Here is a 14,590-nt window from a genome sequence, read left to right on the forward strand (position 1 = left end):
GGCCGGCGACGCCGCGGCCGCCGCCGCCGGCGCCACGCATTCGAACGGGCAGGTGAACAGGAATTCCGACCCCTGGCCCGGCGTGCTGCGGACCTCGATGGCGCCGCCCATCATGTCGGCCAGCTGGCGGCAGATCGCCAGGCCCAGGCCGGCGCCGCCGAACTTGCGGCTGGTGCTGCTGTCGGCCTGCGAGAAGGCGTCGAAGATGTGGGCCTGCTGCTCGGGCGGGATGCCGATGCCGGTGTCGCGCACGCGGAACTCCAGCAAGATCGCGCGCTGCTCCGGCCGCGCCGTGCCCGCCGCCTGGCGCAGTTGCAGCACCACCTCGCCGCGCTCGGTGAACTTGATGGCGTTGCTGATCAGGTTGAGCAGCACCTGCTGCAGCCGCATCGGGTCGCCCGCCAGCTCGGCCGGCAGGGCCGGGTCGATGTCGTAGACCAGCTCGATGCCCTTGTCGTAGGCGCTGCCGCCGACCAGCACGCTGATGCTGCCGAGGATGTGCTCCAGGCTGAAGGCCGCGTGTTCGAGCACCAGCTGGCCGGCCTCCACCCGCGAGAAGTCCAGCACATCGTTGACCAGGCCCAGCAGCGACTGCGTGGCCAGCTGGATCTTGTCCAGGTAGCCGCGCTCGCGCGCGGCCAGCGGCGCCTCTTCCAGCAGCCGCGCCAGGCCGATGATGGCGTTCATCGGCGTGCGGATTTCGTGGCTCATATTGGCCAGGAATTCGCTCTTGGCGCGGTTGGCCGCCTCGGCGCGGTCGCGCGCCAGCACCAGTTCATCGTTCAGTTCCTGCAGGTGCAATTCGGTTTCCTTCAGTTCGGTGACGTCGGACACCAGCACGAAGAAGCCGCGCACCTGGCCGCGCTCGTCGACGTCGGGGATGTAGTTGACCCAGGTGTGGCTGACGTCGCCCGACGGCCAGCGCAGCCGGTCGGCAAAGCCCTGCGGCTCGCCGTCCAGCGCGCGCCGCACGTACGGCGCGCTGAACGCATACTGTTCCGCGCCCAGCACCTCGGGCATGCGCGCGCCCAGCATCTGCTCGGCGGCGCGGCCGTGCCATTCGAGGAAGTAGCGGTTGGCGAAACGGCAGTGCAGGCTGGCGTCCCAGTAGGCCACCATGCCGGGCAGGTTGTCGGTGACGGTGCGGACGAAATGCTCGCTCTGGGCCAGCTGCGCCACGGTGGCGCGCAGCGCTTCCTTGGCCTGCTTGCGCTCGGTGATGTCGAGCGAGATGCCCAGCACGTGGGTGGCCACGCCGTGCTCGTCGCGCAGCGCCACCTTGCGGGTGGTCAGGTAGCGCGTCACGCCGTTGGTGGTGATCGGTTCCTCGGCGACCTCGGTGACGACGCCGGCCTCGGCGGCCAGCACGCGGCGGTCGGCGGCGGTGAAGAAGTCGGCCTCGGACGCCGGCACGAAGTCGTAGTCGCTCTTGCCGATCAGCTCTTCGCCGCGCGTCAGGCCGTACAGCTGGGCGCCGTAGCGGTTGAACATTTCGTAGCGCAAGTCGGCGGCGCGCTTGAGGAATATCATCGCCGGCATGTTTTCCACCATCGAGCTCATCAGCTGGCGCGATTGCCGCAATTCCGCCTCCACCCGTTTGAGCTCGGTCACGTCCATCAGCAGGCCGGTGATGCCGATGATGCGGCCGTCGGTGCCGAACTGCGGATAGTAGCTGACCACCCAGTGGCACAGCTGGTCCGGCGAGGCGGCCGGGTGGCCGGAGCGCTGCAGGCCGGTCAGCGGGCGGCCGCTGTCGAGCACGGCGCGGTAGTCGGCCAGCACGCTGCGCCGCACTTCGGGGTCGGGGATCATCTCGGCCACGTGGCGGCCCAGGTGGGCGATCACCGGCTGGCGGTTCAGCGCCGCCAGGTAGTCGTTGAGGCGGACGAAGCGCAGCTCCTGGTCGACATAGCTGAGGCCGACCGGCGCGGTGGCGTACAGGGTTTCCAGCTGGGCGCGGTTCTTTTCCAGCTGCACGGTGCGGTCGGCCACCAGTTGTTCCAGCTCGGCCTGGTTGCGGCGCAGGTCGCGCTCCAGCGCGCGGAAGGCCAGGCCGACGGCGTCGGCCTCGCGGAAGGTCATCGCCCCCAGCGTGAACGGGCTGCCGCTGGCCAGCGCCTGGGCCGGCCCGACCAGGTCGCTCACCGAGCGGGCGATGCGGCCGCCGACCCACCAGGCCAGCGAAAAGCCGGCCAGCAGCACCGTCGCCATGGCCAGCGAAATGGCGGTGACGGCGGCCAGCAGCTCGCGCAGCGCCAGGTCCTGCGGTGTGGCGATGGCCACCGTGGCGCGGCTGACCGGCGAGCGGCTGAAACCGAAATACACCGGCGTGCCGTCGGCCGTCTCGGTGCTCAGCAGCGCCTCGCTGCGTTCGCGCAGCTGGGCCCGCAGCGCCGGTGCGGCCGGCTGGCCCAGCAGCAGGCGCGGCCCGCCGGCCTGGGCCACGACCACGCCGTCCGGGTCGTACAGCGTCATCACCTGCTGCTGGCTGATTTTTTCGTCGCGCAGGATGTTGGCCAGCCGTTCGGGCTTGAGCAGCGCGGTCAGCGCGTAGGCCGGGCGGCTGTCGACAAACACCGGCACGTCCACCGCCAGCAGCGCGCTGCCTTCGACATACACCACCGACAGCTGCGCGCGCGCCTGCGCGTACAGCGGCGCCAGCCGGTGCAGATTGCCGGCGGGGTCGAGCGTGTCCGGCAGCGGCGCGCCGACGTTCAGCAGGGTCTTGCCGCCGGTGTCGCTGAGGATGAACTGGGACGCCGGGAACTGCGGCCCCAGCAGCGCGCCGGCTTGCACCCGCAGCGCCGCCAGGTCGCCGCTGCGCACGCTGGGCGAGGTGGCCAGCGCGCGCGCGGCGCTGTCCGATTGCAGCAGGTCGCGGTCGATGGCGGCGGCCACCATGCGGGCCGACTGCTGGGTGTCCTCCATCAGCGCTACGCGCTCGCGCTGGTAGAACTGGCTGACCACGGCGCCGAAGCCTATCACCGTCGGCAACGCGCACGCCAGCACCAGCAGCGTGATCTGCGAGCGGATGGAAGGCAGGCGTTGGCGTTTCGTTTCTGGCACGTGAAGAACCCCGGGTGCGGTATCAGGCTGGCAGCACGATAGTAGCCGAGGCCGGACTTTTCAGAAAGTGATTTTGTCCCGGCCCGGTCAGATCGGCTTGCCGCAGGCGTAGGCCCAGGCCAGCTCGGCCATCGGCCGCGCCATGCGTCCCGACTCCAGCGCCTGGGCGCTGGCGGCGGTGCCGTCCGCATGGCGCTTCATAATGCCTTGCATGATGCTCGCCAGGCGGAACATATTGAAGGCCAGGTAGAAGTTGAAATCCTCCAGCCGTATGGTCTTGCCGGTGCGTTCGGCGTAGCGGGCGATGTACTCCTGCTGCGACGGGATGCCCAGCGCCTTCAGGTCCAGCCCGGCGATGCCGCGGAACTGGCCGGGTTCGATATGCCAGCTCATGCAGTGGTAGGAGAAGTCGGCGAAGGGGTGGCCCAGCGTCGACAGTTCCCAGTCCAGCACGGCCAGGATGCGCGGCTCGGTCGGGTGGAACAGCATGTTGTCGAGGCGGAAGTCGCCGTGCACGATGGCAGTGTCTTCTCCCGGCGGAATGTGGGCCGGCAGCCAGGCGATCAGCTCATCCATGGCGGCTATGGTCTCGGTCTGCGCGGCCAGGTATTGCTTGCTCCAGCGCTCGATCTGGCGCGCGAAGTAGTTGCCCGGCTTGCCGTAGTCGGCCAGGCCGATGGCGGCGTAGTCCACCGTGTGCAGCCGGGCTATCACGCGGTTGAGTTCATCGTAGATGGCGCCGCGCTCGGCCGGCGTCATGCCGGGCAGGGCCTGGTCCCACAGCACGCGGCCCTCGACCAACTCCATCACGTAGAAGGCGCGGCCGATCACGTCCTCGTCGGTGCACAGCGCGAGCTGGCGCGGCGCCGGGAAACCGTGCCGGTTGAGCGCATCCATCACGCGGTACTCGCGCTCGATCGCGTGGGCCGACGGCAGCAGCCTGGCGGCCGGCGCCGGCTTGGTGCGCAGCACATAGTGCCGGCCGGCGATGCCGAGCTTGTAGGTGGGGTTGGACTGGCCGCCCTTGAACTGTGCCACGGCCAGCGCGCCGTCCGGGTAGCCGGCGACGTGGCGGCGCAGCCAGGCGTCGAGCGCCGCCACGTCGAACTGGTGGCGCGCCGACACCTCCTTGGTGCCGATGAATTCTTCGAACATGCTGTCTCCCGCGGTTGTGAGTGTCAGCTATTCTAGTCGAATAAAAGTACGTGCGTGCTTTTTATTTGACGGGAACTCAGAAGAACACGGCGGTGCGCTGGATCACGCTGCCGTTGTTGGTGTAGACGGCGGTGGCGCGCACCGAGCCGGTGTTGTATTTGCCGTCGTCGAGCTTGCTGTCGACCTGCTCGGCGAAGGAATCGGGCAGGTTGTCGATGCGGATGCCGTTGCCGGCGCGGCCGCCCACGGCGTCGTTGTAGATGTAGACGGCGCCGCCCTGGGCGCTGGTCATGAAGTCGGTGGTGCCGTTGAACGAGCCGGTGATGAAGCCGGCCAGCGCCAGGTGCTGCGGCGCCAGCTGGTATTCGGCGATCTGGCCGTCGCCGTTGCCGTTGCCGGTGGCGCCGGGCGCGTGGCTGGTGGCTTGCGGATCGTCGCCGGGCAGCGCGTGGAACTTGTCCTGGTAGGAGTTGACCGCCGCCGACAGCGCGTTCGATTGCTGGATGATGTTCTTCACCTTGGCGCTGTCGATCAGGCCTTGCCCCTTGAGCACGCCGCCCAGCAGCAGGCCGATGATGACCAGGACAATCGCAATCTCAACCAGGGTAAAGCCGCGTTGGGCTCGGCGCATGGGGGCATCCTTTCGTAACGTCTTGCAAGTGGTATGTTGTGGGCGCATCGAATTGCGCCGCATAAACGCCATGATAGTCCGAAACCGCCGGTCCGCCTAGGGCGGCGGGGCCATGCTTTGCAGCCGTTGTTCGAGGAAGCGCAGTTCGTTGGGATCGGTGATCTGGCCGCTGGCCAGCAGCGCGCCGATCAGCGCCCGCGCCGCCTCGGCCTGGTTCATGTCTTCGAGCACGAACAGCTCCAGCTCGCGCGCCCAGGCCGGCACTTGCGGGCCGGTGGCCTGCAAGCGTATCGCCCGGGCATAGCGCCGCGCCAGCGGCAGGTCGTGCAGCCGGTGGCGGGCCACCACCGCCGCGTGCGCCAGCCACGGCCAGCGCCGGTCCGGGTCCGCGCCGAAGCGCTGGTAGACCAGGTCGAGCATCAGCCGCACGCGCGCCGGATCGCCGACCGCGCCATACACTTCGCTGGCCGCCAGCAGCGGATACTGGCTGCGCGGATCGAGGTCCAGCGCGCGTTCCAGCCATAGCCGCAGCTTGCCGTAGTCCAGCTCGCGCCAGGCGATGCGCACGCCGGCCTGCTCGTCGAAGCCCTGCACATACAGCATCAGCAGGCGCGACAAGGCGGCCGGGTCGCCCAGCGCCGCCAGTTGCAGCGCGGCCGGCGGCACCGACGACAGCGGACGCGGCTTGATGTTCACAGGTTCTTCCGGTACAGGTCGAACAACGCGGCCGCTGTCAGCAAGCCCACCGACAGCGCGGTCTGCAGCGCCACCGCGCCGAGGTCGGCCAGGCTGCCGCTGTGGTAGAGCAGCCAGTCGCTGCGGGCGAAGCCGTCCAGGTGGGGCAGCAGCAGGGCCAGCGCGTCCAGGCCGTGCGCCAGCCAGCGCTGGCCTGGGCCGGCCTGGGCCGCGCCGCCGTGGCCCAGCAGTTGCAGCGTAGTCAGCACGCGCGCCAGCAGGTAGAAGGCGCAGACGGCCGACAACGCCGGCAGCGTCTGGTGCAAGGTCAGCGCGCACAGCAGGCTGAAGGCGGCCACGATCCACAATTCCCCCAGCAGCGAGGCCGCCCACAACGCGGCCTGACCGGCCGGCGCATACGCCAGCGCGGCGGCGCCGAACAGCAGCGCCGGCAGCAGCGCCAGCGCGGCGTAGCCGGCCAGCTTGCCCAGCAGGTAGACGGCGCGCGGCAGGGCCAGCGACAGCAGCAGCTCGCCACCCTTGTCGGCCGCCTCGCGCGCCATGCTGCCGATGACGAAGGTGGCGATCAGGAACACCGCCGCCAGCCGCAGCACGGCCGCCACCAGCGCCGCCTGCAATTGCCGGCTTTCGGTCAGCGCCAGCTGGCCGAGGAAGCCGCCGACGCACAGCGCCGCCGCCAGCGCCAGCAACAGCAGCCACGGCAAGCGGTTGCGCAGCGCCTCCAGCAGCGTGTAGCGGGCGATCAGCAGCACCGCCCGGGGGCGGTGCAGGGGCGGCGCGGCCGTCATTGGATTTTCTGCACCGCGACCATGCGGTTGAACAGGATGTTGGGCGACAGCCAGACCACGATGTCGTCGTACGGGCCGCCCGGCGCGGTGGCGCTGTCGCTGGCGTAGCGGCTGATGAACTGGGTGTCCGAGCGGGCGTTGAGCTGCTCGTCGTCGTTGTTATTGGGGGCGTTGGCGATCAGGCCGCCGAGCTCGTTGCTGCCGCCGTAGCCGTTCTTGCCGTGCGAGAGTATCAGCGCCGGGATGTCGTTGACGGCGGTGGCCGCCACCAGCTGGCCGCTGCCGTCGCGGGTGGCGACGGTGATGTCGCGCGGCGTGCTCAGGTTGAACAGCGCGCCGCTGTCGCTGAAGGCCGGCGTGACGCTGTAGCGGAACAGATGGTTCCAGCTGTCGAGCTTGGCCAGGCCCAGCGTCGCCCACGGCAGGTAGCCGCTGCGGCGGCCGTTGGCGCAATGGCTGCCGTCGCGCGCCTCCAGGCCGTTGCCGGCCGAGATGGCCGGGCAGGGCAGGTAGCCGTTGCGCAGCGCGTAGCCGGTCAGCGCTTCGCGCGCGTCTTCCAGCGCCTTCTGGGTTTCCGCGGTCTTGCGCTGCTCCAGCTGCATGCTCAGCGGCGCCAGCAGGCCGCCCACCATCAGGCCGACGATGATCAGCACGATGGCGATTTCAACCAGGGTAAAACCGTGTTGTCGGTGTTTCTTCATGGGTTCAAGGCAGGCGGTGGGCCGCCGCCATTCGTTGGTAAAGGAGGGACAGCGGCACGCTCAGCACCAGGTCGTCGAACTCGCCGCCGGGCGCGGCCGGATCGGCGCTGAAGGGGCGGCTGATGAAGTGCACGCTGTCGCTGGCGTTTTGCTGCTCGTCCAGATTGCCGATGGCGGTGTTGGCCTGCGCCACGCCCAGCAGCGAGGTGCCGAAATTGCGCTGGCCGTGCGACAGCAGCACCAGCGGCGCGCACTGGGCGCCGAGGTCGCAGCTGGCTTGGCCGACGCGGTACTCGGATTCGCCGCTGGCGCCGCGCTCGGACACGGTCTTGGTGGCGACCGCCGAGATGCGCAGCACCGGCGCCCGCGTGTAGGCCGGCGTGACGCTGTAGCGCAGCAGGTTGCCCCAGCCGTCGGCGCCGTCCACGCCCAGCGTGACCCAGGGCAGGAAGCCGGTGCACGCCTGTTCCGACGCGCACGGCGCCTGCGCCTCGCGGCCGTCGGTGGCCGAGGCGGCCGGACGCGGCAGGCGGCCGTTGACGGCGGCGAAGCCGACCAGCGCCTCGCGCGCCTGCGCCATGCGCGCCAGCGTCAGCGCGCTGCGGCGCTGCTGGCCGTTGTCGTGGCTCAGCGCGCTGATCAGCACCGCCGCCGCGCCGACGCTGGTCATCGCCAGCAGCAGCAACAGCGCCGCGCCGCGCTGGCGCCGGCCGCTAGTGGCCGATTTCCTGGATATTGCCATTGGACGAGTCAAAGCTCTGGCCCGGTTTGAGGATGACCTGGCGCCCGGACGACAGCCGCAGCGCCACGCCCTGGCCGGGCACGGCGCGGGCGCCCTGGTCCTGCGGCACCTGGTTGAGCCAGACGGTGGTGCGGCCGCTGCTACCGCGCAGCACGCCGCTCAGCCTGACCGAGGACGACGCGGCCGCGGCGGGCTGCGCGGCGGAGGCGGAAGCGGATAGGGCCGGCGCCGCGCCGCCGGCGTACGGCGCCGGCGCGGCTTGCATGGTGGGCGGCATGCCGCCGGGCGCGGCCGGCGGCGCCGCGGCCGGCACGGCCTGCGGATTGCCGGCCTGCATCGTTGGCGGCCCGCCGGGCGGCGTGGCGTTCGGGTCGGGCGTGTTGTAGGCGGTCGGCGGCCCGGACGGCGGCGCGTAGGACGCGGCGGCGGCCGGAACATAGGCCGCCGGGGCTGCCGGCGCGGGCTCGGGCGCCGCGCCCGGGAAAGCGCCGCCGCCGGTCCCGCTGGCGGCGAGCGCGGCGATGGCCTGGCCGCTCGGGCCGCCATCGCGCTGGCGGTCCAGGTTGCCCCGTTCTTCCTGCGTGGAGAACAGCCGGCCCAGCGTCGCCTGCTGCGCCGCCGGCGCGGCGGCGGCCGGCAGCACGGCCAGCACGGCCAGCAGGGCCGGCAGCGGCGCCAGCGGCAAGGCCGGGCGGAGGAGTCGGGAGCGTTTCATCACGAGCCTTTCTTGCGCGCGGCGGCGTTGAGCGCGGCGGCCGGCGCCAGCGTCAGCCAGTTGAGCTTGCAGTCGGCGCCCATGGTCGGCGTGTTCGGCACGTTCGTCGGGCCGCCGAGGCGCTTGAGCGTGCATTCCTGCACCGCGTAGTAGTTGCGTTGCCGCAGGTCTTCGAGGAAGTTGAACAGATCGCCCTCGTGCAGCAGCTCCATGCGCAGGCTCATGCGGCTGCCGCGCAGCGCGTAGTCGCCCAGCGGCACCGGCGCGTCCAGCTTGACCGCCTGCTGCGGTTCGATCTCGTAGCTCAGCGGCGGCAGCTTGCGGCGCTCCTGGATCTGGCGGATCTGCTCGACCCAGTCGAGGCGGTTTTCGTCGCCGATCAGGCCGCGCTTGCGCAGCAGCACGAACTGCGGCTGGTAGCTGCGGATTTCGCGCTTTTCGCTTTCGACCTGGGCGAAGCGCTGGCGCGCGGCGTCGCGCGTCTGCTGGGCCTGGGCGCGCTCGTCCTGCGCGTGGTTGACATACCAGGTGCTGGCGAACACCGCCGCCACGCCGATGCTGAGGGCGCCGGCGGCCGTCACCACCGCCAGCCGTATCAGCGCGAATTCGCGCATCCAGTAGGGCAGCGGCGCGGCGGCGCGCGGCGGTTTCTTGCTGAAGGGAGCGGGGGAGGCGTTCATGGCTGCCACACGAGATTGAGGATGAAGCGGGCCTTGCTCTCGACGCCGCCGCTGGCGCCGGCGCCGGCCTTGCCGCTGAGCTTGACGCTGGAGCGGGTGTCGACCGGCTGCTGCACCACCTCCACCACCATGCGCGGCTGGCGCGCCAGTTCCTGGGTGAAGGCGTTCATGGTGTTGACCACTTCGCGGTAGTTCTCCGGCGGCACCATGATCTCGGCCTCCAGCCGCAGCGCCTGCGGCACGGAGACGGGCAGGCCCAGCATCAGCGACGAGATCGGCGCCAGCGGCGTGCCGCTGGCGGCGTTGAGGAAGCTGCCGGCCACCGGCTCGGCGGGCGCGGCCGGCGGCGTGATCTTCCAGTCCAGCTGGATCAGGCGGATTTGCGGCACTCTGTCGAGCGCCGTGCTCAGCTGCGCCATGAAGGGCAGCGGCTGCGGCCCCTGGCGCACCAGCAGCTGGGCCACGGTGACGGCGGCCTTCATGTTGACGGTCTTGTCGACCGCCGGCGTCATGGTCGACAGCGCGTCGCGGTAGCGCTTGTCGAACTGGTCGGCCTCGGCGTACATGGCGGCGGTGGCCGAGGTGGCGTCGGTATAGCGCCAGACATTGATGCCCAGCCAGACCAGCGTGGCGGTCGCCAGCACGGCGCTGGCGCTGAACAGGCCCAGCCGCGCGCGCCACAGCTGGAAGTAGCGGCGCGCTTCGCCCAGCGAATACTGGCTGGGCGGGCGTTGCTGTCCGAGCAGCGTCAGCAGCATGGTGTCGGCCAGCGCCGGCGTCTCGGCCAGGCCGGTGCGCCGGGCGGCGTCGTCCATGGGGATGAAGTGGTAGGCGGTCTCGGCGCCGTCCTGGCACTGCGGTTCGAGGCGGTCCAGCGTCGCCTCCGGCGCCACGATCACGGTGTGCAGCACTTCGCCGCGCCCGATCAGGCGGGTGCTGGTGAGGAACTGCTGGGTCTTGGCGGTTTCGCGGGCGACGTCGACCGGGGCGCCGTCGCGGTCCACCGCCAGCGTCAGGCGCGAGAACTTCAGCTGGCCGTCGAGGAAATAGCTCTGGCGCAGGCCGGCCGATTGCTGCGTCACCAGCAGCAGGCGCTCGTCGGACAGGCCCAGCTTGCGCACCAGCGCCGGGCTCGTCAGCGTGGTCGAGTACAGCCCCGCCAGCGGCGCGCGCAGCAGTTCCAGCGCCGCCACCCACGGTTGCACCAGCGCCGGGTTGGTCAGCGCGCTGAGCAGGGCGATATCGTCCTGGCGGCCGTTGGCCTCGCGGCCCTGCACGCGCACGTAGCGGTACGGCGTCTCCCGGTATTGCTGCAACAGCCGGCGGGCCAGCAGGCGGCGGCCGGAGCGGCCGGTCACGTGCGGCAGCGTGATGCGCTGGAAGTCTTCCTCGATCAGGTCGACCATCAGGTAGACCGGGCCGTAGGGCTGGGTGTCCAGGTGATCCATGAAGGCGTCGACGCCGGCGCGGTCGTTGCTGTAGCGCACGGGTTCGCCGAGCCGGCCCTGGTGCCACGGGTAGGCCCACACATATTCGCTGCTGAGATAAAGTAAATGTCGATGCAACACGGCGGCCTCAGGGTCGGATCTTGCTGATGGTGTCGTAAATCGGCCCCAGCACGGACAGCATGATCCAGCCCAGCAGCAGGCCCAGGACCACGGTCATCGCCGGCTCTATCATCGCCTGCACCTTCTCGATCATTTCCTTGACTTCACGGTTGTAGAAATAGCTGACGTTGCGCAGCGCGCCGTCGAGCGCGCCGGTGGCCTCGCCGACCTTGAGCATGCGGATCACCAGCGGCGGGAAGATGCCGGTGTTCTGGAACGCCGCCGTCACGCTCTGGCCCTCGGAAATGAGCTGGGCCGCGCGGCGCAGCCCGGCCGCCACCATGCGGTTGCCGACGATGCCCTCGGACAGCCGTATGCATTCGAGGATAGTGATGCCGGCGCCATACATCAGCGCGAAGAAGGTGGCGAAGCGGGCCAGGATGATCTTGTGCTGCACCGGCCCCACCATCCAGATGCGCAGCTTGAAGGCGTCGAAGCGGTAGCGCGCGTCCTCGCTGCGCGCCAGCCAGGCGCGGCCGCCGAAGAAGGCCGCCACCGGCAGCGCCAGCAGCACGTACCAGTAATTGATGAAGAGGTCGGAGACGAAGATCAGCGCCTTGGTGTGGAAGGGCAGCTCGTTGCCCATGTTCTTGATGAAGGAGGTCAGCTGCGGCACCAGGTAGATCATCAGGAAGGCCACCACGCCCAGGATGACGATGCCGACGAACAGCGGCTTCATGATGATCTTGCGCGACTGCGAGGCCAGCTCGTCCTGCCACTTCAGGCTGTCCGACAAATTCAGGAACACTTCGGCGATCTTGCCGGTGCGCTCGCCGGCCGTGATCAGGCTGGTGAAGGTCTTGTCGAACACGTCCGGGTAGGCGTCGAGCGCGGCCGACAGTTGCAGGCCGCCCTCGATGTTCTCGATCAGGTCGGTGATGATTTCGCGGAAGCGCGGATGGTCCATGCTGTCGCGCAGGTCGTTCAAGCCGTCCAGGATGGGCACGCCGGCGCCGGTCAGCTGCTCCATCTGGAAGCAGAAGTTGATCAAGTCCTTGCGCGTGATGTCGCGCCGGCCGATGGCGGCCAGCTTCTGGCGCGACACCTGGCAATCGATCAGGTCCAGCTCCATGCGGTGCAGGCGCAACTCCAGGTCGGGCTCGTTGAGCGCGTCCATATTGCCCAGCGTCAGCTGGCCGGCGGCGTCCATCGCGCGGTAGAGGTATTGGGGCATCAGCTCAGCCTGTCGGTAAGGTCGACCACGCGCGCCACTTCCTCCAGCGTGGTCACGCCTTCGAGCACGCGGCGCAGGCCGTCGTCCACCAGCGAGCGCACGCCGGCCGCGGCGGCGGCGTTCTTCAGCTCGCGCGACGAGGCGCGCCGGGCCACCATTTCGTCGAGCTGCGGCGTCATCTTCAGCAGCTCCATGATCGCCAGCCGGCCCTTGTAGCCCTGGTGGCCGCAGCGTTCGCAGCCGCAGGCGCGGTACAGCGTGTACGGCTGGGCGTCCTCGCCTTGCGGAAGGCCCAGCAGGCGGCGCTCCAGCGCCTCGGCCGGGTAGGCCACGCGGCAGTGCGGGCACAGCCGGCGGATCAGGCGCTGGGCGATGATGCCGATGATGTTGCCGGCCATGATGTCGGCCACCACGCCGATGTCGAGCAGGCGCGAGATCGAGCCGATCGCCGAGTTGGTGTGCAGCGTCGAATACACCTGGTGGCCGGTCATCGCCGCCGAGAACGCCATCTCGGCGGTCTCGCGGTCGCGGATCTCGCCGACCAGGATGATGTCCGGATCCTGCCGCATCATCGAGCGGATGCCGTCGGCAAAGCCCATCTTGGCCGCTTCGTTGACGGCGGTCTGCCGTATCATGTTCATCGGGTACTCGACCGGGTCTTCCAGCGTCATGATGTTGACGCTCTCGGTGTTGATGTGGTTGAGGATGGAATACAGCGTGGTGGTCTTGCCCGAGCCGGTGGGGCCCGTCACCAGGATCACGCCGTCGGGCCGGGCGATCATCAGCTTCAGCAGGTTGAGCTCGTTTTCCTCCAGGCCCAGGCCGTCCAGCGGCACGATGCCTTTCTGCCGGTCCAGCACGCGCAGCACGAAGTTTTCGCCGTGGGTGGTGGCCTGCGCCGAGGCGCGGAAATCGATCTGGCGGCCGGAGAACTTGATCGAGATGCGGCCGTCCTGCGGCGCGCGGGTCTCGGCGATGTTCATGCCGCTCATCACCTTCAGGCGCACCGCCATGGCCGGCCAGTAGGATTTGTGCAGGCTGCGGATCTGGCGCAGGATGCCGTCGATGCGGTAGCGGATGCGCAGGAACGATTGCTCCGGCTCGAAGTGCAGATCGGAGGCGCCGTTCTGCACGGCGTCGGCCAGGATGGCGTCGATCAGCCGCACCACCGGCTGGCTGTACTCGTCCGAGGCGCCGCCCAGGCTGGCGTAATTGACTTCGCCCGTCTCGATCTCGTGCAGGATGCCGTCGATCGACAGCTCGAAGCCGTAGTACTGGTCGATGGCGCGCTGGATGTCGGAATCGTTGACCAGCAGCGGGCTGATGGTGATGCCCTTGACCAGCATGGCGCTGATCTGGTCCAGCGCGACGATGTTGCTGGTGTCCGACATGGCCAGGATCAGGTTGTCGGTGGCGCGCTCGTACACGATGGGGAACACCTTGTAGCGCTTGGCCACGTCCTTGGGGATGAGCTTGAGGGCGATGGCGTCCACCACCAGGCTGGTCAGGTCGGCGCTCTGCTGGTTGAGGTTTTCCGACAGCGCCATGCGCACCGTTGCCTCGGTGACGAAGCCCAGCGTGATCAACAGTTTTCCCAGCGGCTCGCTGCTGCGCTTTTGCTCGATCAGGGCGATGCGCAGCTGGTCTTCGCTGATCACGCCTTTCTGGATCAGCAGCTTGCCGAGCGGGAGTTTGACTTGTTCTGCCATGTATCTCTTACGTTAAGGGTGACGATGCGCGACGGCGTTCAGCGCGCCGGCGCGCTCAGCTCGTGCAGGCGCAGGCGCAGCGCGTTGCGGTCGAAGGCGGCGGCGTGGTCCTGCGCCAGCGCCAGCGCGCGCTGGTAGTACTTCATCGCCAGCCTGGGCTGGTTCAGCCGGTCCAGGCCGACGGCCAGGTTGTAGGCGTAGTCGGCGTTGTCGGGCATGGCGGTGTAGGCGCGGAAGTAGGATTGCTGGGCTTCCGGCCAGCGGCCCTGCTGCGATTGCAGGTTGCCCAGCGCGAACAGCACCGGCGCGGCGTCCGGGCTGGTGTTGAGGATGTTGCGCAGCCGCGCTTCGCTCTGGCCGCTGTCGCCCTGGCGCACGCCGACCAGGCCGGCGACGGCGGTGCTGTCGTTGGGGTCGAGTTCGAGCAGGCGCAGGTAGTAGCCGGCCGCCTGTTCGCCCTGGCCCTTGCGCGCGGCCAGCGTGGCCAGGCCGAGCAGGGCGTCGCGGCTGGTCGGCGCGTCGCGCAGCGCGGCCTCGTATTGCTGCTGGGCTTGCGCCAGGTCGCCGCTGTTCAGGGCCTGGTAGCCGCTTTCCAGCGCCGGCGCCAGCACCGGCTGCTGGCTGGCGCGGGCGACCCGGATCTCGCTGTTGTCCGGCGCGGCGATCGGCGGCAGTTGGTCGGGACGCGGCTGGTTCAGCTGCGCCAGCTGCTGTTGCATGATTTGCTGCGAAGCGACCAGCGCCTGTTCGGCGGCGTTCAGGCGGCGTTCCAGGTCTTCGGTGCCGGTGCGCGCGGGAACCGGCGGCGCGATCGGCGCGCCGTCGGGCAGCGCTTCGATGGCGCCGGGCGCGACCGCGACCTTGACCGGGGTGGCGCCGGTGGCGCCCATCGGCGGCATCGGCACCGGCGCCACCCCGGTCAAGGT

Annotated in this window: 13 protein-coding genes; all 13 read right to left on the reverse strand. The window is 69.7% G+C overall.

What is annotated here, in order from left to right; translation table 11 throughout:
* Positions 1-3,066: PAS domain-containing protein (locus DUGA2_RS31850; RefSeq protein ID WP_070273285.1), on the reverse strand; the 3,066-nt coding region annotated here is incomplete at its 3' end.
* An 87-nt stretch (positions 3,067-3,153) separates the two neighbouring features.
* On the reverse strand, positions 3,154-4,221 hold the full coding sequence (locus DUGA2_RS31855; RefSeq protein WP_070273286.1) for a phosphotransferase: 1,068 nt from the start codon (positions 4,219-4,221) through the stop codon (positions 3,154-3,156).
* Positions 4,222-4,297: 76 nt separating this feature from the next.
* Entirely contained in the window at positions 4,298-4,852 is a 555-nt protein-coding gene (locus tag DUGA2_RS31860; protein ID WP_070273287.1) for a prepilin-type N-terminal cleavage/methylation domain-containing protein, read from the reverse strand.
* 96 nt (positions 4,853-4,948) lie between these two features.
* The gene (locus DUGA2_RS31865; protein WP_229214827.1) at positions 4,949-5,548 is read right to left on the reverse strand and encodes a hypothetical protein; all 600 of its coding nucleotides are present in this window, start codon (positions 5,546-5,548) and stop codon (positions 4,949-4,951) included.
* Positions 5,545-6,336, reverse strand: coding sequence for a hypothetical protein (locus DUGA2_RS31870; RefSeq protein WP_070273288.1), 792 nt, complete (start codon positions 6,334-6,336; stop codon positions 5,545-5,547). Before DUGA2_RS31870 ends, DUGA2_RS31865 begins: the two co-directional genes overlap by 4 nt.
* Positions 6,333-7,037, reverse strand: coding sequence for a type II secretion system protein (locus tag DUGA2_RS31875; protein WP_070273289.1), 705 nt, complete (start codon positions 7,035-7,037; stop codon positions 6,333-6,335). The genes DUGA2_RS31870 and DUGA2_RS31875 overlap by 4 nt, the downstream gene beginning before the upstream one ends.
* Positions 7,038-7,041: 4 nt before the next feature.
* Complete coding sequence (locus tag DUGA2_RS31880) at positions 7,042-7,779, reverse strand: hypothetical protein (protein ID WP_070273290.1); 738 nt, start codon at positions 7,777-7,779, stop codon at positions 7,042-7,044.
* Positions 7,751-8,494 (reverse strand): hypothetical protein, encoded by a 744-nt coding sequence (locus DUGA2_RS31885; protein ID WP_141753448.1) that lies wholly within the window; start codon positions 8,492-8,494, stop codon positions 7,751-7,753. The genes DUGA2_RS31880 and DUGA2_RS31885 overlap by 29 nt, the downstream gene beginning before the upstream one ends.
* The gene (locus DUGA2_RS31890) at positions 8,494-9,174 is read right to left on the reverse strand and encodes a hypothetical protein (RefSeq protein ID WP_070273292.1); all 681 of its coding nucleotides are present in this window, start codon (positions 9,172-9,174) and stop codon (positions 8,494-8,496) included. The genes DUGA2_RS31885 and DUGA2_RS31890 overlap by 1 nt, the downstream gene beginning before the upstream one ends.
* The gene (locus tag DUGA2_RS31895; RefSeq protein ID WP_229214828.1) at positions 9,171-10,703 is read right to left on the reverse strand and encodes a hypothetical protein; all 1,533 of its coding nucleotides are present in this window, start codon (positions 10,701-10,703) and stop codon (positions 9,171-9,173) included. The genes DUGA2_RS31890 and DUGA2_RS31895 overlap by 4 nt, the downstream gene beginning before the upstream one ends.
* A 46-nt stretch (positions 10,704-10,749) precedes the next feature.
* Positions 10,750-11,955: a type II secretion system F family protein gene (locus DUGA2_RS31900; RefSeq protein WP_070273294.1), complete on the reverse strand. Its 1,206-nt coding sequence runs from the start codon at positions 11,953-11,955 to the stop codon at positions 10,750-10,752.
* A complete protein-coding gene (locus DUGA2_RS31905; protein ID WP_070273295.1) occupies positions 11,955-13,664 on the reverse strand; it encodes a GspE/PulE family protein in 1,710 nt (569 codons plus the stop codon). The genes DUGA2_RS31900 and DUGA2_RS31905 overlap by 1 nt, the downstream gene beginning before the upstream one ends.
* Positions 13,665-13,702: 38 nt before the next feature.
* The coding region (locus DUGA2_RS31910) for a tetratricopeptide repeat protein (RefSeq protein WP_141753449.1) at positions 13,703-14,590 on the reverse strand (888 nt) is incomplete at its 5' end.

The organism is Duganella sp. HH101 (assembly GCF_001758795.1).
GTDB classification, from domain to species: Bacteria; Pseudomonadota; Gammaproteobacteria; order Burkholderiales; family Burkholderiaceae_D; genus Rugamonas; species Rugamonas rivuli.